Source organism: Microbulbifer maximicatervae (SeqCode) (assembly GCF_052467325.1).
This window is the reverse complement of record NZ_CP174310.1, coordinates 4,059,274-4,081,936: the sequence shown is the minus strand read 5'-3', so window position 1 is coordinate 4,081,936 and position 22,663 is coordinate 4,059,274. Positions and strand designations below refer to the sequence as shown.

12 protein-coding genes are annotated in these 22,663 nt (G+C 53.4%); 1 reads left to right on the top strand and 11 read right to left on the bottom strand.

What is annotated here, in order from left to right:
- Positions 1 to 26 precede the first annotated feature (26 nt).
- From ACJJIE_RS18315 to ACJJIE_RS18275, 9 genes are all read right to left on the bottom strand, one after another.
- Positions 27 to 1,445, bottom strand: coding sequence for a glutamate synthase small subunit GltD family protein (locus ACJJIE_RS18315; protein ID WP_282930294.1), 1,419 nt, complete (start codon positions 1,443 to 1,445; stop codon positions 27 to 29).
- Positions 1,446 to 1,465: 20 nt separating this feature from the next.
- On the bottom strand, positions 1,466 to 5,914 hold the full coding sequence (gene gltB, locus ACJJIE_RS18310; protein WP_444892590.1) for a glutamate synthase large subunit: 4,449 nt from the start codon (positions 5,912 to 5,914) through the stop codon (positions 1,466 to 1,468).
- 343 nt (positions 5,915 to 6,257) lie between these two features.
- Positions 6,258 to 7,343 (bottom strand): 3-dehydroquinate synthase, encoded by a 1,086-nt coding sequence (aroB, locus tag ACJJIE_RS18305; RefSeq protein WP_444892589.1) that lies wholly within the window; start codon positions 7,341 to 7,343, stop codon positions 6,258 to 6,260.
- 67 nt (positions 7,344 to 7,410) lie between these two features.
- Positions 7,411 to 7,932 (bottom strand): shikimate kinase AroK, encoded by a 522-nt coding sequence (aroK, locus tag ACJJIE_RS18300; RefSeq protein ID WP_444894783.1) that lies wholly within the window; start codon positions 7,930 to 7,932, stop codon positions 7,411 to 7,413.
- Positions 7,932 to 10,112 carry a type IV pilus secretin PilQ gene (locus ACJJIE_RS18295; protein ID WP_444892588.1) on the bottom strand — a complete coding sequence of 727 codons (2,181 nt, stop codon included), beginning with the start codon at positions 10,110 to 10,112 and terminating at the stop codon, positions 7,932 to 7,934. The genes aroK and ACJJIE_RS18295 overlap by 1 nt, the downstream gene beginning before the upstream one ends.
- On the bottom strand, positions 10,112 to 10,642 hold the full coding sequence (locus ACJJIE_RS18290) for a pilus assembly protein PilP (protein WP_444892587.1): 531 nt from the start codon (positions 10,640 to 10,642) through the stop codon (positions 10,112 to 10,114). Before ACJJIE_RS18290 ends, ACJJIE_RS18295 begins: the two co-directional genes overlap by 1 nt.
- Positions 10,639 to 11,256, bottom strand: coding sequence for a type IV pilus inner membrane component PilO (locus tag ACJJIE_RS18285; RefSeq protein WP_444892586.1), 618 nt, complete (start codon positions 11,254 to 11,256; stop codon positions 10,639 to 10,641). The genes ACJJIE_RS18290 and ACJJIE_RS18285 overlap by 4 nt, the downstream gene beginning before the upstream one ends.
- Positions 11,257 to 11,267: 11 nt before the next feature.
- Positions 11,268 to 11,843, bottom strand: coding sequence for a PilN domain-containing protein (locus ACJJIE_RS18280; protein WP_444892585.1), 576 nt, complete (start codon positions 11,841 to 11,843; stop codon positions 11,268 to 11,270).
- A gap of 1 nt (position 11,844) precedes the next feature.
- Positions 11,845 to 12,921, bottom strand: coding sequence for a pilus assembly protein PilM (locus ACJJIE_RS18275; RefSeq protein ID WP_444892584.1), 1,077 nt, complete (start codon positions 12,919 to 12,921; stop codon positions 11,845 to 11,847).
- A 148-nt stretch (positions 12,922 to 13,069) separates the two neighbouring features.
- On the opposite strand from ACJJIE_RS18275, the gene ACJJIE_RS18270 reads away from it, so the two are divergent.
- On the top strand, positions 13,070 to 15,730 hold the full coding sequence (locus tag ACJJIE_RS18270; RefSeq protein WP_444892583.1) for a penicillin-binding protein 1A: 2,661 nt from the start codon (positions 13,070 to 13,072) through the stop codon (positions 15,728 to 15,730).
- Between the two features lie 63 nt (positions 15,731 to 15,793).
- On the opposite strand, the gene ACJJIE_RS18265 is transcribed toward ACJJIE_RS18270, so the two are convergent.
- Positions 15,794 to 16,273: a chemotaxis protein CheW gene (locus tag ACJJIE_RS18265; RefSeq protein WP_282930302.1), complete on the bottom strand. Its 480-nt coding sequence runs from the start codon at positions 16,271 to 16,273 to the stop codon at positions 15,794 to 15,796.
- 35 nt (positions 16,274 to 16,308) lie between these two features.
- Positions 16,309 to 22,572: a hybrid sensor histidine kinase/response regulator gene (locus ACJJIE_RS18260; RefSeq protein WP_444892582.1), complete on the bottom strand. Its 6,264-nt coding sequence runs from the start codon at positions 22,570 to 22,572 to the stop codon at positions 16,309 to 16,311.
- Positions 22,573 to 22,663: the final 91 nt, after the last annotated feature.

Genomic DNA, 22,663 nt, shown 5'->3' with positions numbered 1-22,663 from the left:
CTGCCCCCACTGCAAATCAGAAACGATTAAATATCCAGGTAATCGAGGATACCTTCACCGGCCTGGCGCCCTTCCCAGATAGCGGTCACTACCAGGTCGGAGCCGCGCACCATATCACCGCCGGCAAACACCTTCTCATTGGAGGTCTGGAATTTGTATTTTTGTTTTTCTGGAGCGACGACGCCACCCCAGTCGGCAACTTCAATATTGTGCTGCGGAAACCACTCCGCCGGGCTGGGGCGGAATCCAAAGGCCACCAGAACAATATCCGCCGGGATAATTTCTTCAGAACCGGGCACCACCTGAGGGCGACGGCGGCCGTTTTCATCGGGCTCACCGAGCTCCGTAGTAACCACTTTAACCCCGGCCACCTTGCCATCTCCAACGATCTCAACCGGCTGGCGATTGAACAGGAACTGTACGCCCTCTTCCTTGGCATTGGCCACTTCCCGACGAGAGCCAGGCATATTTTCTTCGTCGCGGCGGTAGGCACAGGTTACGCTCTTGGCGCCCAATCTAATCGAGCTGCGGTTACAGTCCATGGCGGTATCACCACCGCCGAGAACCACCACACGCTTGCCCTCAACCGAAACAAATTCCGAGGCGTCGCGCTCCCAGCCCATATTGCGATTTACGTTGGCAATCAGGAATGGCAAAGCATCGTGAACACCGGGCAAATCTTCACCGGGGAAGCCGCCCCTCATGTAGTTGTAAGTGCCCATCCCCATAAAGACAGCATCGTAGTCATTGAGCAGCTGCTCAAAACTGATGTCCTTACCCACCTCAGTATTGAGACAGAACTCAACGCCCATCTCAGTAAACACTTCCCGGCGCTGCTGCATTACCGACTTTTCCAGCTTGAACTCGGGAATACCAAAAGTAATCAAGCCACCAATTTCCGGGTGCTTGTCGAATACCACCGGCTGCACGCCGTTGCGCACCAAAATATCAGCGCAGCCCAGACCCGCCGGGCCGGCACCAATCACCGCTACTCGCTTGCCCGTTTTCTCAACATGACTTAAGTCCGGGCGCCAACCCAGGGCGAAGGCTGTATCGGTAATATACTTTTCCGCATTGCCGATGGTGACCGCACCAAAGCCATCATTGAGGGTACATGCACCCTCACAGAGACGATCCTGGGGGCAAACCCGGCCACAGACTTCCGGCAGGGTATTGGTTTCGTGGCAGAGTTCGGCTGCCTCAATAACATTGCCCTCGCTGATCAACTTCAACCAGTTGGGAATGTAGTTGTGTACCGGGCACTTCCATTCGCAATAGGGGTTGCCACAATCCAGGCAGCGGTGCGCCTGGCTGGCCACCTGCCGCTCACTGAAAGGCTCATAAATTTCAACAAACTCGCCGGTGCGGGTGATGATGTCCTTCTTCGGCGGGTCGATGCGACTTACGTCGATAAACTGGAAGTCATTGTTCAGTCTGTCTTTCATACTGTTTCTCCACCCCGCCTTTATTCGCCGCGCTTGCGCACGTCGGAAAGAAGATCTGCAAGGCTCGCCGCCTTTGGTTTAACCAGCCAGAAACGGCTCAAGTAATCATCGAAGTTATCCAACAACTCGGCGCCCCAGGCGCTCTGGGTCTCCGCCGCATACTCCTCGATAACTTCGCGCAGGTGACTCTGGTGTGGCTCGAGAATTTCGCTGCTGATTCGGCGCAGTTCGATCAACTCATGATTGCAGCGATCAAAGAAATCCCGCTCCATATCCAGGACATAGGCAAAGCCACCGGTCATACCGGCGCCGAAGTTAAATCCGGTGCGCCCGAGAACCGCGACCATACCCCCGGTCATATATTCACAGCAGTGATCTCCCGCCCCTTCGACGACCGCAAAGGTACCGGAGTTGCGCACGGCGAAGCGCTCACCGGCACAGCCCGCCGCAAACAACTTCCCGCCTGTGGCACCGTAGAGACAGGTATTGCCGACAATACTGGTTTCCTGAGAGGCGAATGAGCTACCTTGCGGCGGTCGTATAACCAGCTTGCCGCCAGCCATACCTTTGCCCACATAGTCGTTGGCATCGCCATCCAGGTACATTTCCAGACCACCGGCATTCCACACGCCGAATGACTGGCCGGCGACCCCTTTGAGGCGCAGTTTCACCGGAGCTTCAACCATGCCCTGGTTACCGTAGCGCTTGGCGATCTCACCGGATAGGCGCGCACCCAGGGATCGGTCACAGTTGGTCACGTCGTAGCTGAACTCGCCACCTTTGAAGCCTTCGATGGTAGGCAGGATATCCGCCACCATCCGCTCCGCCAGTTCGCCCTTATCCCAGGGGTCATTGGTGGCGGACTGACAGGTTTGCGGCTTGCTGTCCAACAGCTCATCCGTATGCAATAAAGGCGCGAGATCCAGCTTTTTCTGCTTGTCAGTTTCGCCATCCAGCACGCGCAGTAAGTCCACACGCCCCACCAACTCTTCCAGGCTGCGCACCCCGAGCTTGGCCATCCACTCGCGGGTCTCCTCGGCGACAAAACGGAAGAAGTTCATCGCCATTTCTGCGGTGCCGATATAGTGCTCGTCACGCAGGTCCTTCTTCTGGGTGGCGATACCGGTGGCACAGTTATTCAAGTGGCAGATGCGCAGATACTTACAGCCGATCGCCACCATGGGTGCCGTACCAAAGCCGAAGCTCTCGGCACCGAGAATTGCCGCCTTGATCACATCGAGGCCGGTTTTCAGGCCCCCATCGGTTTGTACCCGAACCTTGCCGCGCAAATCATTGGCGCGCAGGGTCTGGTGGGTTTCCGCCAATCCCAGCTCCCAGGGCGACCCGGCATAGCGAATCGAGGTGATTGGGCTGGCCGCTGTGCCGCCGTCGTAGCCGGAGATGGTGATCAAATCCGCATAGGCTTTGGCAACACCCGCAGCAATAGTGCCAACCCCGGGCCGCGATACCAGTTTTACCGAGACCAAGGCATCGGGATTGACCTGTTTGAGGTCGTAGATCAGCTGCGCCAAATCCTCGATGGAATAGATATCGTGATGCGGCGGCGGGGAAATCAGGGTCACGCCGGGCACCGAATAGCGCAGCCGCGCGATCAACTCGTTGACCTTGCCACCGGGCAGCTGGCCGCCTTCACCGGGCTTGGCGCCCTGGGCTACCTTAATTTGCAATACCTCTGCATTTACCAGGTAGTGCGGTGTTACGCCAAAACGACCGGAGGCAATTTGCTTAATCTTGGAAACTTTATCAGTGCCAAAACGAGCTGGATCTTCACCGCCCTCGCCACTGTTTGAACGCCCACCCAGGCGATTCATCGCTTGGGCCAAAGACTCATGGGCTTCGGGGGACAGGGCCCCCAGGGACATGGCCGCCGTATCAAAGCGACGCAAAATCTGCTCTGCCGGCTCCACATCTTCCAGAGCTACCGGTTCGATGTTCTCCTTGAAGTCCAGCATATCCCGCAATGTCGCCACGGGGCGCTGGTTAACCAGCTCCGCGTAGTCCCGCCACGCGGCATAGTCACCGGTGCTGGCAGCGCGCCGCAGGGTAGTCACCACATCCGGGTTAAATGCGTGATACTCCTGGCCGTAGACAAACTTGTGCAGGCCGCCGGGGGAAACAGGTTTGCGGGCTTTCCAGGCAATTTCAGAGCGGGCCGCCATATCGGCTTGCAACTCGGGGAAGCCGGCACCTTCAATGCGAGTGGGCGCTCCGGGGAAACACAGGTCCACCACATCCTTGGAAATACCCACCAGCTCGAACAGCAGTGCACCGCGATAAGAGGCAACGGTGGAAATGCCCATCTTGGACAGGATCTTTAACAGGCCCTTGATAATGCCGTTGCGGTAATTTTTCTGCGCCTCAGCGGCATCCAGCAGCAATTCACCGGTATCGATCAGGTGATTGATAATGCTGTAGGAGAAATACGGGTGTACTGCGGTGGCACCGACACCAACCAAACAGGCCAACTGATGTGCATCGCGGGCGCTGGCGGTATCCACCACAACATTGGAGTCACAGCGCAAGCCCGCATGTACCAGGTGGTGGTGCACCGCGCCTGTCGCCAGCAGTGCATCGATTGGCAGGTGCCCCTCGCGAATATCGCGATCGGACAGCACTACAATCACAGCCCCCGCCCTCACCGAGGCTTCAACTTTGGCGCAGAGCTGTTCAATCGCCGACTTGAGATCCTGTTCAGCGGGGTCGTAGTTCAGGTCGAAGATCTCCGCTTCGAAGCCCGGGCGATCAAGTGATAAGAGTGCCGTGTACTTCATATGGGAAAGTACTGGCGAAGACAGGATTACCCGGTCCGCGTGCTCGGGAGTTTCCTCAAATACTGATTTCTCTCGACCCAAGCAGGTCTCCAGAGACATCACCACGGTTTCCCGCAGGGGGTCAATTGGCGGGTTGGTTACCTGGGCAAACTGCTGGCGGAAGTAGTCGTAGAGCGAGCGGTTGTAACGAGACAAAACCGCCATCGGCGTATCATCGCCCATTGAACCAACTGCTTCCTGCCCCGCTTCAGCCATGGGCCGGACGACTTTGTCACGCTCTTCCAGGGAGGAGCTGAACAGCTTTTGGTAGACCTTGAATTGCTGGTGGGAGAAGTTGTTGTCCACCGGCGCAGTAACCAAAGTAGAGCGGATACGGCGTGCTTTATCCTTGAGCCAACGCTTATAGGGCTGTGCCCGCTTGAGCATATTATCGATGTCAGCGGTGTGGTAGAGCTTGCCCTCTTGGGTGTCCACCGACAGCATCTGCCCCGGTCCTAGGCGGCCCTTAGCCACAACATCTTCAGGGGCGTAATCATACACGCCCACTTCGGAGGCCACGGTGATCAGGTCATCCTTGGTAATCACCCAGCGCGAGGGGCGCAAGCCGTTGCGGTCCAGGGTACACACGGCATAGCGGCCATCCGTCATCACCAATCCAGCCGGCCCATCCCAGGGCTCCATATGCATGGAGATATATTCGTAAAAAGCGCGAAGGTCCGCATCCATTCCTTCAACATTTTGCCAGGCCGGCGGCACTAGCATGCGCACGGCCCGGTGCAGCTCCATGCCGCCCGCCAACAGCATCTCCAGCATGTTGTCCAGGCTGGAGGAGTCGGAACCCTCGCGGTTAACCAGGGGCACCAGCTCATTCAGCTCTGGAATCAGGTCAGTGGCAAATTTACTGGTGCGGGCAACAGACCAGTTGCGGTTGCCGGTAATAGTGTTGATCTCACCATTGTGCGCCAGCAGGCGGAATGGCTGGGCCAGGGGCCAGCGGGGCATGGTATTGGTAGAAAAGCGCTGGTGGAAAACACAGATCGCGGTTTCCAGGCGCGGGTCGGCCAGTTCTGGGAAAAACTTGGGCAGATCAGCCGGAATCATCAGGCCTTTGTAGGAGAGGACACTGGTTGAAAGGCTGGCGATATAGACTTCGCTACTTAAGCGCAACTCGGCTTTGCGACGGGCCACATACAGACGGGCATTGAATTTCGCCTCGCCGAGGGGCTCGTCCGCATCGTTGATCAGCAGTTGCTCAAAGTGCGGAAGGCAATCCCGGGCAATGGGGCCCAGGCATTCCGGGTTGGTCGGTACGGTGCGCCAGCCGACGGTCTTTAGGCCCTGAGCTTGCAACTCAGTTTCGAGTATTTTGCGGGCTTTATCGGCCTCGGCTTGATCCAGTGGGAGCATGATTGATCCCACTGCGTAGGTTGCTGTCAGCTCAGCACCAAACAGGGTCTTGGCTTCTGCGCGGAGGAAAGCATCCGGCTTTTGCAGCAAAAGACCGCAACCATCACCGGTTTTACCATCGGCGGCAATACCGCCCCGGTGGGTCATGCAAGTGAGGGATTCAATGGCCGTCTGCACCAACTTGTGACTTGCCACACCGTGCAAATGAGCGATCAGACCAAAACCGCAGTTGTCCTTAAACTCATCCAACTGATACAGACTGCTACCCATAGAATTCCTCGTCGCTATCGATTGGGGGACCACTGGCGCTTAAAAAAAAGAAGTGCCTGTTATGGGCGAATGTCACTTTAAGCTTCGCGCTACGCTCTCCTGCGGTCCCTTGGAAAAAGATCCCGAGATAAAAAAAGCCCTCTGCTGGGGCTTTTTTTGTTGTTATTGGCGGTTTTTTGCCCCGCCTTTCCTTTCGGGGGGGCGCAATATTACTTGCCCAACACTACATTTTCAACTTTTAGCAGTGTATTAGTCTGTCAAATCAAATAAAACCAAACTTATCTTCTGCCAACTAGCCTTTCTAGTACCCAGTCCTATTTTTAAGACAATAAGAGCAGGGTTGTCACTCGGCACCACAATTTTTAAGTGCATTTATAATCATTTTTCTGGGGGTATCATCGACAATAATTGCTTCTCCCAACGCCTTTAGGAGTACTAAACGCAATTTTCCGTCCAACACCTTCTTATCCACCTGCATTACTTGGAGGAATTCAGCGGTTGTCATAGCTTGCGGTGCCTGCTGCGGCAAATCAGCCGCCTCTAGCATCGCTCGCAACCGTTCCACCAGCTCTGCATCGATATCCCCGCGCAATCTGGATAACTCCAGCGCCATGACCATGCCGGCGGCAACAGCCTCACCGTGTAACCAACTGCCATACCCCTGCACTGCCTCAATAGCGTGGCCGAAGGTGTGGCCAAGATTCAGTATCGCCCTACGACCACTCTCGCGCTCATCACAGGCAACAACATCCGCCTTATCGGCGCAGCAGCGCTCAATAGCGTAAGCCAGTGCTGCGGGCTCCCGCGTTAGTAACTTTTGTAAATTCTCCTCGATCCATTCGAAGAATGGGCTGTCACAGATCAATCCGTATTTAATGACCTCGGCGAGGCCTGCGGAAAATTCACGTGCAGGCAATGTGGCAAGGGTATCGGTATCCGCAAGGACAAGGCGGGGCTGGTGGAAGGCGCCAATCATATTTTTACCAAGGGGATGATTAACGCCGGTCTTTCCCCCAACAGAGGAGTCAACCAAAGACAGCAGGGTAGTCGGTACCTGAATAAAGTTAACCCCGCGCTGATAACAGGCTGCAGCAAAACCGCACATATCTCCAACGACACCACCGCCCAACGCGATTAGTGTCGTAGTGCGGTTGTGACGCTTTTCCAGCAGCACATCAAAAATTCGATTCACTGTGTCGAGTGATTTAAAAGCTTCACCATCGGGAAGCTCGACAACATCCACTTTATCGAGCCCTTTTAGCCCTTCCAATAATGTCGCCAAATAAAGAGGAGCAATAGTTTCATTGGTAACAATGCAAACTTGCCGGCCTTTAATGTAAGGGAGGATATATTGCGCGTCACCGAGCAAACCTGAACCAATAATTATCGGATAACTACGCTCGCCGAGTTCTACGTTAAGGCTTTGCATACTGCTCTCAATCCCCTAGTGCTTATCTCAACAGAAGTGAGACGCACTTTAGCACAGACGCTTGGGACTAATCGTACAGTAGGCTGCCTAGGTGTTCTGCGACCAGGAGGGATGCTTGCTTGGGGGAGAGGTCATTGGTGTCGCAAATAATATCTGCAACCTCACGATACAGAGGCTCGCGTTCCTGCAAAATTTCCGCAATACGCTGACGGGGGTTGGGTACACGAAGCAACGGGCGATTGGTATTCTTAGAAGTGCGCTCTAAGAGCTGATCGATATTGGCCTGCAAATAAACTACATGGCCATATTTTTGTAGCTGGCGTCGATTCTCTTCCAGCAAAACTATTCCGCCGCCGGTACCGATAACCTGGCACTCACCCAGGCAGAGCTCTTCCAATATTTCACTCTCACGACGGCGAAATCCGGCTTCGCCTTCCACATCAAAAATCCAGGGAATATCCGCACCAGTGCGCTCTTCCAGCACTTTGTCGGTATCGGCAAAAGGCAGCTGCAATTGCGCTGCCAACAACCTGCCGATCGTAGACTTGCCGGCCCCCATGGGGCCGATCAGGAAAATAGAGCGGGTGATCACTTAGAGTAGAAAGCCTCGTCTTCAAGAATACGCGGTGTGATAAACATCAGGATCTCACGTTTATCATCCGTGCGTATAGTCTTTTTGAACAAGTTGCCAAGGTAGGGAATGTCACCCAGCAGAGGAACCTTTGTTTCACTCTCTACGACGGTACCTTCAAAAATACCACCGAGAACAATTGTTTCTCCATTACGAACCAATACTTTGGTAGCTAAGGTATTGATATTAATAGAGGGGACCTCACCAGCTCCGACACTGACATATTCTCCAACACTATTCTGTTCAATATTTAGAGACATAATAATATTGTTATCTGGTGTGATTTGAGGGGTCACATTCAGTTGTAATACCGCCTCCCGGAAAGTGATTGAAGCAGCTCCGGAAGACGTAGTTTCTTGATAAGGAATCTCAACACCAGACTGAATATTGGCTTCTTGTTTATCTCCAGTGACAACTTTAGGCTGGGAAACTACTTCGGCGAGGCCACTGTCTTCCAAAGCGGATAATTCCAAACCAAGGAAGAAGTTTTCTTTCAAAATGGCATAAGCAAGACTTCCTGCCGGGTTACTTACTCCAAGGTCTACTATCATTGGGTCAAATTGAGTTTCAGAAGCTACATCACCAATAGAGGTACCGTCCTCTAGCCAGCTACTAGCGGAGGCTAGGCCATAACTATTGTCAGTGATATCAGTATAATCGGCAAAGTCCCATTGAACTCCCAGCTCACGCTGAAAGTCACTGGTAGCAGTTACGATTCTCGCCTCGATCATGACCTGGCGAATAGGAATATCAATAACCTCGATTAATTCTCTGAACTGAGCAATCTTGTCTTCAGTATCCGTCAAAATAATCGTATTGGTTCTCTCATCCACGATCGCACTTCCGCGGGAAGATAACATCGTTGGGGTATTAGAGTTATTACTACTGCCTCCGCCGGCAAATCCACCTTGTCCAGACCCGTTATTTTGCCCTCCGGAAAAGAGCTCAAACAGCTCTCCTGCGTCAGCATAACGAACACTGATATATTCTGTTCGCAGCGGAGCCAACTCTTCCAATTGCTTACGGGTTTCAAGTTCCTGGCGTTCTCTCTCCGCAATTTCGGCCGCTGGAGCAACCATAATGACACTGCCTTCCTGACGCTTGTCCAAGCCTTTAGCCTTAAGAATTAGGGCTAATGCTTGGTCCCAAGGTACACCATCTAGTCGAAGTGTAATACGACCTTCAACAGTATCACTTGCCACTAAATTAAGGTCAGTAAAGTCCGCTATTACCTGTAAAACCGAGCGGACTTCGATATCCTGGAAATTTAGCGACAGTTTCTTTCCATCAAACTGAAATTCTTTCTCTTTCTCGCGAATTTCTTGGGCGGAGAGAGGCTTGACACTGAGAACATACTCAGTATCTGCTTGGTAGGCCAAGTAATCGTATTCAACGTCACTTGGATCTACAGAAATAACCGTGTTGCGACCATCATAATCCACGGTTATTGAGCTAACAGGGGTAGCGAAATCCGTAACATCCAGTCTCTGGCGCAAAGCTTCTGGCAGCTCTGCCCCCAGGAAAGTTAAGTAGATTTTTCCGTTCGTGCGTTCAACATCGATATTAACGGCGGGGTCAGTCAGGCTAACGATAACCTTACCCTCACCTTCTTCACCTCTACGAAAATCTACATTGTTGACGGCTACGTTACTTGTAACTTGGAACTGCTTCGCGCCCCCTAAATCCAAACCACTATCATGTGGAGTTGCGCTGGCAACCTGGACCTCATTTTCTGAAGCCTCAGCCCCTATCTCCATTATCAACTGATTGCCCTGGCGCTCACTTGAGTACACAGGAAGCTCATCAAGGTTCACGATCAAGCGGGTACGATCTTCACTAGAGACAATCACTGCACTGCGGGCAGCACCAATACCTAGCGAATACTTCTTCTGGGGGAGTGAACTTTCAACTCCTGCGAAGTCCAATACGATTCGAGCTGGCTGTTCTATTGTGTAGCCTGTTGGCTCCGGAGGTGCCTCATTGAAGGTTAGGCGAAGCTGGACTCGACTACCGGGAAGCTCTGCAAATTGAATATCATTGAGCTGGTTTACCTGGGCATGCGCAACTGGAAGCATCAATAGGCCAACCAGTAACAGTTGGATTCGCACCATAAAAATGGCAAACTGCTTAATGTTCATTATCCGTTGTCCCTCTCTTCCAACGCCAGTGCCCGTGGCCGCTCAATCCAGCCTCCGGTGCCATCCGGTATAATTTCTAAAATATCGAGCTGTGCATTAGTGGCATTCACCACTCGGCCGTGATTTTTTCCGAGATAATTACCAACCGTAATACGGTGAATTCCTCCATCACCGTCATTGACCAGAGCCCAGATTTGGCCATCCCGGGACAAACTGCCAACCATCGACAACGCATCGAAGTTAACCCCTTCCAGAAGCTCTCTTTGACGCGTTAAATCCGGAGCGATATCAAGCCTACGCCCGACTATACGCTGTTCAGACTCGAGAACCGGGCGGGTAAAAGGGCTTCTTTGGGCGGCAGCAACGTAGATGTACGGACTGTATGGAGTAAATGTAGGGATTGGCTCAATTTGCCCCTTCGGTTGGCTTTCCACCTTAGCCATGCGATCGCGTAATTCGCTGTGATCTGAATTGGAGTCACACCCAACTATAGAGAGCAATGCGGCCACGATCGTGAGGTATCTGATCATCCCTCTTCACCCTGATCTTTGTAGCGATAGGTTTTGGCGTTAATCGTCATGTTGAGTAAACCGCCTTGTTTATCATTTACAATCCTAAAGTCGTGCAGAGTGACTATTCGCGGCATACCCGCAATACCACTAACAAAGGCTCCAAACTCATGGTATCCACCTTTCACGGATATCTGGATTGGCAGCTCCACATAAAACTCTCCGACTCGTTCTTTTTGCAAGCCAATATCATTAATCGTTAGGCCACTGCCCCGGCCATACTCATCAATATCTTCAAGCAGGCCAGGCACTTCAGTGTCTTTGGGGAGCTGTTTGAGCAGTGCACCGAATGTTAAATCCATTTCTTCTAATTGGGCGCGGTAGGCATCTAGATTGGCAGCCTGCTGGTGCTTAGTCTCAAATTGTTTAAACAACTGTTGCTCCTTGCTCTCTGCAAGTTCCAGCTGCCTGTAACGATCTTTGATTAAAGCGTAATAGCCGAGACCAACAATTACTGTCGAAATAATAATCAACAGTGCTATACGTCCAGGCAGGGGCCAAATTCCCATACGGGAAAAATCAATATCGCTGAGATCAAGCTCATTTATCTGCTTTAGTGTATCTGTCAGTGCCATGGTCCGATCCCTTATTTTCTCACAGCGCTTTGTTCTTCATCTTGCTTTCTGCCCGTAACGTTGACCGTCAATTTGAAAGAACTCGCCTGCTCGCCAAATCGTGGACTGGCGGTAACTCCGGCCAAAGCTGGAGAGTCATACCAATCTGACTGGTCAAGATTTCGCATAAAAGAAGAAACACGGTTATTAGATTCTGCCACACCTGAAATAGATAGTTTATTTCCTTTCCGTTCAATTGAATTAAGCCAGAGACCTTCAGGTGTAGCCTGAACAATCTCATCAAAGTACCGCACTGCAAGTGGTCTGTTGCCTTGCAGCTCCTGAATTACCCGCATCCGGTCAATCAATTCCTGCCGGCGCTTCTTCAGGTCCTTAATCTCTCTTACTTGGATATCTAACTCTTTAATCCTATTTTTCAGGATTTGATTAGCAGCATTTTGATCAACTATCTGTTCATCAACAATCTTCATCCAGCCAAATACAGCAGCGGCCACGATAAGAACAACCGCAACCATTACCTGCTGAAATTCTTTTTGCTTTTGTGCGCGATATTCTTGGCGCCAAGGCAGAAGGTTAATCTTTGCCATATCAGTAGTCCTTCTCCCTCATCGCCAGGCCAGTGGCAATCATTAATGAGGGGGCTTCGTTTGCCAACGCCTGGCGATTTACCCGTGAAGACACACTCATTTTCAGGAATGGATTAGCAACCAAGGTAGGGCGACCCAATTTCTCACTAATCAGTTCCCCAATCCCCTCCATGGCGGCAACCCCACCACCGAGAAGGATATGGTCAACATCACTATATGAAGTAGAGGAATAGAAGAACTGTAAGGACCGGGTTACCTGTTGCACAACTGCATCGCGGAACGGCTCCAATACCTCGGCAAAATAGTCGTCGGGCAGCCCGCTCCCCCCCTGGCGTTTTGCTAGGCTCGCTTCTTCAACTGAAAGGCCATAGCGGCGCTGAATCTCATCGGTAAGCTGGCGCCCTCCAAAGAGTTGTTCACGGGTATACACCGTTTTGCCATCCACAAGGACCGACAGGGCACTCATGGTCGCCCCAATATCGATTACTGCAACCACCAATTGCTCTTGCGGGGGAAGTTGATCTTCCAGTAGCGTGTAAGTACGCTCAATAGCGTATGCCTCAACATCCACTACACCGGGTTCCAGTTCCGCCTCGCCCAACGCTGAGATCCGCTGTTCAATATTTTCTGTACGGCACGCCGCAAGTAAGACCTCCATCTGGCCTTCACCCTTTTCGGATGGCCCCTGTACCTCAAAATCCAGACTGACCTCTTCCAACGGATAGGGGATATACTGATCGGCCTCAATTGCGATTTGGGCTTCCAAAGCCTCATCATTGAGGTCCGCCGGCATTTCAAGGGTTTTGGTAATCACAGCCGAGCCAGACACAGCAACAGCGGCTTCACGCAGGCGGGTCTTGGAGCGTCGTACAACTTTGCGGATAGCCTCAGCCGTCGCCCCCACATCATTGATATTCTTATCAACTACGGCATTGGGTGGGAGAGGTTCCACGGCGTAACTTTCGACACGATATTTATCGCCGTTGCGACTTAGCTCCAGCAACTTGACCGCTGTAGAGCTAATATCGAGTCCCAACATGGCCTTGGGGCCTTTGTTCAGAAAAGGGAAAATTCCCATTTTTTCTTATCTTTTCCGTGGGTTATGAGGGTTTGATGTTATAGCACTTTAAATTAACGCTTCAACCTGCATTTGCATAGGTAATAGCGCACAATATTCGTATAATTATTCACCTAATCACTTTGATGAAGTACACAGAAGCAGTTTCATGACCGTAAAAGCCCGCAATCGTCTGCTCGCACTGCTTTGGCTCGGCCTTGCCGGTGTAGCCGCTACAGCAATGGCCCTGGCCAGTATCTATCTCTACCTCAAACCGGGGTTGCCCTCAGTGGAGAGCCTCCGCGATATCCGCTTACAAACCCCTCTTAGGGTCTACTCACGGGATATGAAGCTAATCGGTGAGTTCGGTGAAAAGCGGCGCAACCCTATCACGATCGAGCAAACGCCAGAACCCTTTATCAAAGCGATTCTCGCCGCTGAGGATGCAAGCTTTTACTCCCACAATGGTGTTTCCATCAAAGGTTTGATGCGGGCGGCCTCGCAGCTGATTAAGACCGGCTCTATCCAGTCTGGCGGTAGTACACTGACAATGCAGGTGGCGCGCAACTTCTTTCTCAGTCGAGAGCAGCGTTTTGTGCGCAAGTTCAATGAAATTTTGCTATCGCTGCAAATCGAGCAAGAGCTGACCAAGGACGAGATCCTCGCCCTTTACATCAATAAGATCTTCCTTGGAAACCGCGCCTATGGTTTCCAGGCTGCAGCTCAGGTGTATTACGGCAAAGATATCAAGGATCTGAACCTGGCTCAGTGGGCTATGATGGCGGGACTCCCCAAAGCGCCATCAACCTTCAACCCTCTCGCCAACCCCTCCCGAGCCTTGGTGCGCCGCAACTGGATCCTGATGCGGATGCTCGATCTCGGCTATATCAACCAGGATCAATATAACCAATCTATCACTGCGCCAGTAACAGCCAGCTATCACAGCCGCGACCTCGACCTGGATGCGCCCTATATCGCCGAGATGGCACGGAAGGAGGCGGTAGACCTCTTTGGCGACAACGCTTATACCGACGGCTACCAGGTCATAACAACGGTAGACAGTCGCCTGCAGGAGTCGGCTCGCAATGCGCTTCAGCATGGTCTGGAAACCTATGATGCGCGCCACGGCTATCGTGGCCCAGAACAGCGTCTTGCACCAGAATTGCTGCAAGATAGCGACCAACTTATCGATTTACTCAACGAGATTCCGATTCTCGGCGGTTTGGAACCCGGCGTTGTCACCGCAGTAGAACCCAAGAAACTTCAAGTTCAACTGAGAGATAGGCGCGTAATTGAATTGCCTTGGAGCAATGGGCTCAGTTCTATCAGGCCCTATATTTCTGAGAGCGCTCGGGGCGCTCGCCTTCAGTCCGCTGAAAAAATGTTTGCGCCCGGAGATGTTATTCGGCTGCGCAAGGTCGTTAAGGAAAAGAAAGAGAGCAACTCCAGTAGCGAGATGATCGCCACTGCTGTAGATGAGCCCCTTCAGGCCGATCCGTTTGCGGATCCAGAGAGCGGTGATACCAAGCCTGCTGAACCCCAGGTGACCGAAGAGTGGGTTCTAGCCCAGGTCCCGGAAGCACAGGGCGCCCTGGTATCTATTGAGCCCGAAGATGGGGCTATCCGCGCCCTTGTCGGTGGTTATGACTTCCGCCAGAGCCACTTCAATCGGGCCACTCAGGCTGCCCGGCAACCCGGCTCCAGCTTCAAGCCCTTTATTTACGCCTCGGCGATCGAGCGCGGATATACAGCGGCGAGCATTATCAATGATGCCCCGATTATCTTTGAGGAAACCAACCTGCAAGATGTATGGCGGCCTGAAAATGACGGGGGGACCTTCCTCGGCCCGACCCGCCTGCGTATGGCGTTGTACAAGTCCCGCAATATGGTCTCAATCCGGTTGCTGCAATCCCTAGGACTGGACTACGCCCTGGGCTTTGTCGAAGGCTTTGGGTTTGAGCGCAGCAAGCTCGCCCGCAACCTGACCATTGCTCTAGGTAGCTCCGCTCTCACGCCCTTGGAGATGGTGCGAGGCTATGCCGCCTTCGCCAATGGTGGCTACCGAGTGGAGCCCTACCTGGTTGACCGGGTATTGGATGTTAATGGCGAAGTCCTGTATCAGGCACTGCCTCTCACTGTATGCGATAACTGTCCCGAGCCAGGCACAGGCTCTGAAACTCTGTCCGCTGAACCCGTCGATCTCGCGGAATTACAGCTGGAAGGACAAGGGGTCGATCAAGGTGAAGAGCCAGCAGAACTACACGTACTGCCCGTTGGCCCCCTCGACCCGAGCAAGAGCCAAGCGCGTCCTCGCGCTCCGCGAGCCATGTCCGCAGAGACGGCATACATAATGGATTCGATGCTCAAGGATGTTATCAAAAAGGGTACCGGGCGCCGCGCTCTGGCGATGAAGCGCGGTGATATTGCCGGAAAGACCGGAACCACCAATGGTCCACGGGATGCGTGGTTCTCGGGTTACAGCCCCTACCTGGCAACCAGTGCCTGGGTTGGCTTCGATTCCTATGGCGAACTGGGTAAAAATGAATACGGTGGCTCAGCCGCCCTGCCTATCTGGATCGATTTTATGAGCAGTGCCCTCGAAGGTCTTCCCGAGCGCCACCTGGCTCAACCAGATGGCATAGTTACGGTACGCATCAACCCCCAAAATGGCTTGCGCACCTCTTACGGCGGCATGTTTGAGATATTCAGGACCAACCGGGTGCCCGGCCGCGAAGTGTATAACCCATATCGCAATCGCTACACCGATGAAGATATGGATATGCCCAGCCAGGATGGCCGGGAGGATTCTTTACCGGAAGAGCTGTTCTAAGCGAACAGCCCAATCAAAAAAGGGGCCTCAGGCCCCTTTTTTGGTGATACATCGCAAAACAACTCAGTCACTGCGATAGCGCAAGCAGGCCCGCTCTAATCCCTGCAGGTCGGGAATAACCGCCTCCTCACCAGAAAGCGCCACATGCATTAACTCTCCAGGGCTTAGCGGCTGCTCTCGCAGTGCCAACTCCTCAGGGGTAACCCGTACCAGGCGCGGAGTGCCGCGCAAGAGCAATGCAAAATACGGCAGCTCACCATCGGGATTTCCCGTACTCAGCACCGCAATACGCCCCTCTTCTGCAACTGCTCCCAAGGCACCACCACGCATCACTTCAAAAGATACCACCGGCAGGCGCTGTTCCCGCCAAATCAGATCTCCCAAATACCACTCGGGTACATCTTGAACTGCCATCGGCGTCTGCATTGCAACAACCTCTGAGAGGCTGTCCACCGGCACCAGCAGCTGCCCCTGCTCAAGGGGCAATAACAGGCTGCTCACTTCCTGGGGGACATCTACCGGCAGCGCTTCAACTTCACTCATTGCCTATCTCTATATTATTCCTGATATTTGCCGTCTCAGCTTCCGACAGCTTCGGCATCCGCGTACTCACGAATAGCCGCCAGCAGTACATCTTCCTGGTAAGGCTTACCCAGGTAGTGGTTAACTCCCAGGGACATAGCGTGATCGCGGTGCTTATTACCGGTACGCGAGGTGATCATTACGATAGGAATATCGCGCAGGCGGCTGCTGGAGCGAATATGGCGGGCAACCTCGAAGCCATCCATACGCGGCATCTCAATATCCAGCAAGATCAGATCCGGGATCTTATCTTGCAGCTGGATAACCGCATCCTGACCATCCTTTGCAGTGCTAACCAGATAGCCCTCTCGCTCCAGGAAGCGCGTAGTTACCTTGCGCACTGTAACCGAGTCGTCCACAACCATAACGGTCTGCTGGCGCGCCTCCTGCTCGGACTGCACTTCAGGCTCTTCCAGAATTTGAAGCTGTGGCACTTCCGGCCTTGCCAGCTGAGTGGCCTGGCGACGCAGCAGGGCGTGTGCGTCGAGAATCACCACGACGCTACCATCACCAGTTACCGTTGCACCTGATACCCCTTGAACCCCGGAGAACTGCGGGCCGAGGCTTTTCACTACAATCTCGCGACTGCCCTTAATGGCATCCACCTGTAACGCCATAGCGTGCCCTTCAGAGCGCACCAACAGCACGGGCAGTTGCATATCATCGACACTGAGCTTAGGTTGGGCGCCAGACTTCAGCAGAGTACCGAAATAGCTAACCTGATAGAGTTCTCCAGCGTATTCGAAACGCGCGTCATCTGAGCGATAGTAGTGCTCCAGCTCAAATGGGCTGAGGCGCACAATACCTTCGATAGTATTCAGCGGCAGTGCAAACAGGTCATCGCCAATTCGCACCATCAAAGCGCGATTAACCGAAACTGTGAACGGCAGACGAACGACAAATTCTGTTCCTGCGCCTGCCTCTGAGTTGATATGGACGCTGCCACCGATCTGCTTCAGCTCGGCAGATACAACGTCCATTCCCACACCCCGGCCAGAGATCTGGGTAACTTTTTCTGCAGTGGTAAAACCGGCCTGCAGAATGAACTGAAGAATCTCATTATTCGAGAGCTCAGCATCCGGCCTCATCAGGCCATTTTCCACCGCCTTTTCACGCACCCGGATCAAATTGACACCGGCACCATCATCGCGGATGGTGAGGACAACTTCACTGCCCTCCCTTTTCAGCGCCACATCGATACGCCCACGCTCAGACTTGCCAGCAGCCAAACGCTCCTCTGGCATTTCAATGCCGTGGTCCACAGCGTTGCGCAGCATATGCTCCAGTGGCGCAACCATACGCTCCAACATGGACCGGTCCAGCTCGCCTTCAACGTTGGAGAATCCCAACTCGACCTGCTTGCCCAGCTCAGCACTTACTTGGCGCACGATGCGACGCAGGCGCGGTACCAGACGGGAGAAAGGTACCATGCGGCTGCGCATCAGACCTTCCTGCAATTCGGTATTTACCCGGGACTGCTGGAGCAACAGGGTCTCTGTATCCCGCGCCTTGTTATTCAGAGTGGAGCGCAGCTCCATCAAGTCAGATGTGGACTCCAGCAGGGAACGGGATAACTGCTGAATAGACGAGTAACGGTCCATTTCCAGCGGATCGAAGTCGCCGTCCTGTTCTGCCAACTGCTCCTGGCGGAACAGGATCTGAGCCTCGGTCTCGCGGTCCAGGCGGCGCAGCTGTTCGTTGAGACGCACCAGCGTCACATCCATCTCGTCTAGGGCGAGACCGAACTCACTCATCTGCTCTTCAAGACGACCACGGGAAATTGCAGTCTCACCGGCGAGGTTTACCAACTCCTCCAGAAGTTCAGCAGCGACACGTACCATCTCCTGGGGCTGGTTCCGGGTCGGTGCCGCTACCTCCTGCTCTGCATTACCGGCCTTGCGGATAAACGGCAAAACGTTATCGCTTTCCTGACCTACAGCGATCTCGGGCAGCTGCGTAGCAACTACATCAGCATCCGGCTGAGTACTCTCGGCCGCAATGACTTCATCACCTTGTTCCGCATCCGCTACGAGAACAGTTTCTTGAGGTTGTTCGTCTGAAACTTCAGATTCAATCACTGCTTCTGCAGCTGCCGAGTTAGCCGGCTTCTGATCCGCCCAATCGGTGCTGACCAGCTGTACAAAAGCATCAAGCTGTTCACCAGCCATCCAGGCGCGAACTGTCTCTACTCCATCGGCGAGACGATCGTGGATACCATGGGCATTGGCGAAGAAATCTGCGGAGGGCCGATCGTTGTCGCGCATGCCTTCGATCACCGTTTCAAAACGGTGAGCTACTTCACCCAACCCCATTAGGCCAGCCATACGTGCACCACCTTTAAAGGTGTGCAATACACGCTTCAGGGCCTCACCTTGCTCGCGACCTTCCGGCTGCTCTTCCCAACTCTGGATCAGTTCCTCCAGCTCATCGGTAAGATCTCCCGCCTCCTCCATAAAGACATCGACAACATCCGGGTCAATGTCTGCCAACAACTTCTGTAAATCGACTGATTGAGCGGAATCCTGTGATGACACCTCGCTACCCGGTTGCTCGATAGCCAGGTCGCCAGCAGGTTCAACTTCAGGTGCAGAGAAGGGTTCTTCAAATTGAAAAACATCCTCAACGGCGGCCTCAACTTCTATGGCCTGCAATTGAGGAGTTTCCGAATCCTCAGCCTCGCCATCGAGAGATTCCCCGTCGTGCGACTGTAATACAGGTGGCTCAATCCACTCATCAGGGGATGCTTCTGAAACCAGAAGCTCGGTTACTTCCGTGGGCTCCGGCGCCTGCTCTTCAGGCTCGGCAATAGCCAGTGCTTCGCTATCGATTCCCAGTTCATCGAGGTCGTAGTCATCTTCTGCTGATGAACTGGTTTCCTCACCCTGAGCCAGGTAGCGAAGCGCCTCTTCCACAGCTTCGCTGACTTCAGGGAGGTCTTGTGCTGCTGCTACTGCATCGATTAAATCGAGCAACTCATTGTGTCCCTGCTCAAGAGAGGCCCATAGCGCGGGCTCCTGCTCAAGGTCACCAGCAAGGACTTTGCGATAAACATTCAGCAACAGCTCAGCGAGCTCAGCCAGGATCGGCAACTGCGCTCGGCTGGCCGCCTCCTGCAGAACATTGAGCTCATCAGCGACCAATACAACACGACTTTTATCTGCCGGGTCGGCGCGCCACTCAGTCAGCATTTGGTCTGCATCAAGTAGCACCCGCATGCCATCAGCCATCAAGACTTCGAGAAGCTGGGGATCGACCGCGCGAGGTTCATTCGCCTCGCGCTCGCGAATCAAGTGGCCTACAGAGCGCTCCTGCAATTCAGCAACGCGAGCAAGGAACTGTTCCGATTTCTCTATTGCGAGAGGCTCTGAAGAGCGAATCTGTTCCAGCACTTCACGCACATAGGTGGCGCTATCATTGATCAGATCAAAAATATCTGCATCGATAGGCACCTGATAAATACGCAGCTCTTTAGCGAAGCGCTCCAGTGGCGCCATAATTTCGGCAACCACTTTGACTTCCGCCATATGTGCGGAGCCTTTTAGTGTGTGGAGTGCCCGGTGCATTGGGTCGCTCGGAACACCATACAAAGGCGCGGCAGCCTGCATATCCAGCAGATACTCATCTACGACATTGAGGTGCGTCTCTGCCTCCTGGGCAAAAATTTCCCAGAGTTGAGCCAGGTCTTCTCCGGTGTCCTCAACAACGTCAACTGCCGCGACACCGCCTGCACTTTGGGCTTCCAGATCAGCGGGCATCTCTCCCGCACTTAGCTGCTCAGCCCAAGCTTGTAACTGCAGGGTAAGCTGCTGATCGGGGTCGCTCTGTCCGTGTTTAAACGCCTCAATCATTGAGGGGAACTTCTGATACACCTGCTCAATCAGGTATACATGGGCAGGCCCGGGTTTCACACTGCCATCGATAACCCGGTTGAGCATATTCTCCACAGACCAGGCCAGTTCACCAATATCCAGGGCCTCGACCATACGGCCCGACCCCTTCAGGGTATGGAAGCCCCGGCGAAACTCTACCAGGGCATCCTGATTGGCAAAATTGGCAGCCCACTCCGGGAAGTAGCAACTGATATGCGCAAGAACTTCCCCGGCTTCTTCCAGGAAGATCTCGATAATTTCATCGTCAATCAGGCTCTCAGTGTCATCACCGAGTTCCTCCGTCGTATCCGCGACCTCTGCAACTGCAGCAACCGGCTCAACCTCAGCAGACTCTACCATCGGTACAGCTTCAATGAAGTCAGCAATCTCAGCAGGCGCTTCCTCAGCTTCAGGAGCCTCTATCCCAGTTTCAACTTCAAGTGTCGGGGCAGCTTCAACCTGAGGAGCCCCATCAGAGAACCAAGACTCCTCCGGAACAGACTCTCCATCGATTTCCAGCTCGGACTCCACAACAGAATCTGCTTCATCGACAGGCAGCTGCAAAGTTATGGCAGATGACTCTTCCGCATTTATTTCAGCTTGAGAGTCCAGAGATTCGTCAGAAACCGCAGTGGCTTCGTCATCGGGGATTAAATCGTAATCAATAAGATCTGGCAGTTCGGGTTCTGATATCGGGGACGCTTCCAGACTGGCGTCGGCCTCACTCTCGTCGACGATCTTCAGCGAAACGCCCAAAGCCTCTACGCTATCTTCAGCCAGTGCCAAAAGCATTTCTGCATCAGCCAGACCTTCCGCACGACGCTCCAGGTAGTATTCAACACTGGTAATGGCATCTGCCAGAGTATCCAGCATTGTCCATTCGGGCTGTTCTCCAGCCTCAATCAGGGAGCTGCCAATATAGCGGTTGCAAGCGGAGATGATTTCACCCGCTCGCTGGTAACCCACCATTTCGAGACCACCACAGACTTCCTGTAAACGCTGTGGCACACGACTCAGGTAACTGATATCCCAGTGGCTGGCCACATACTCCATGACCGCTTCTTTTACCGCTTCCAGACCGAGTCTGGCCTCGCGTAATACAGAGTCAGTGGCGTCGCCCATAATGGGCTGCTCATCGTCGACTTTTTTATTGCGATCGACGGTGGCGGCAAGCGCTGAATCAAGCTGAACCAATTCCCCGGCGGCACGCATCAGGTACTCTTCAACGTCAGTGCCACGGGAGGCGTCGCGAAGGTCTTCGTAGACACTGCGAGCGCGAACCCGCTGCGCCTCCAATCCCAAAATACCGAGTGTATCCGCGAGACGCTTGGCCACTGCGGCAGTGTCAGACAGCGAGGGTTGTTCTGTATCAGTTGTACTGGGCTCCAGTGCTTCACGCACCAACTGCAGTTCATCGCGCACTGCAGCAATTGCACTGCCTAAGGCTTCTGGCCCCATCGCCAATACGTCTTCAGTATCCGGGCGAGGTGTACCGGGAACTGCCTTATCTAGTGCGAAGCGCTGGTAGAGTTTCTCGCAGTGCGGCCCATTCGGACCGGCGAGGTAGACATAAAAAAGTAGGTTGCGCAGAAAGTCCTGATCCAGGCGCGCATCCAATACCTTTGCGCCACGCCCCTGCAACAACCTGAATTCAATATCCACCTTGCGCAGTAAATGGCGCAGTGCGGGCTGCACATTAATACGGTGCTCGCCGAGCGCCTCCAAAATACCGAACAGTACTTCCCACAGGGATTGGCGACAGCTGCCACTGTAGAGCAGCTGCATTTTTTCAATAATTTTGGTGAGGTAAGCCAGGCTTTCGCCACTGTTTACATCCCGGATCAGACCCGCAGCCGCAACGTGATACATCTTGCGCAACTTGGTGACCAGGTCATTTAAACGGGCGCTATCGGCAACGAGGGGCTGGCGCTTTCCAATCACCATTGCCAATGAAGACAGTTCTGGCGAGAAAAGCGCTCCTTCACTGATCAATCGCTCGCGGCGCACTGCGCGCAAGTCATTCATCAGGGGAAGTAAGAGAACGGCATTGTCACGACGCTGAAAAGAAACCTTTTCGAGGTAAAGGGGCAACTCCAGCAATGCGCGCATCAAAAATTCGCGCGTCTCGTCGGTATTTTCAACCGCACCAGTGGCTAGGGCCTGGATAAGTTGCTCCATCTCTTCTGCTAACATCGCGGCACCACTGAGCTGTGCCATATGTAAGCTGCCGTGCACCTGGTGCACCAGCGACAAGCTGTTTTGCAGAAGAGAGGCACCCGTATCGGGTTCTACAGCGAACGTCTCAAGAAATTGGCGCGCTTGTGCCAAAGTCTCGTTAATTTCACCGATCAGCCAATCCAAGGCCATGAAGTTCGGATTGTCGTGACTCACGCCAAGTCCCCAATAATTTATTCAGTACTCAAGCGCTACAGTTTTCTGCGAGAAAAACTCGCGGATTTATCGGAAGCAATTCCGTGCGCCC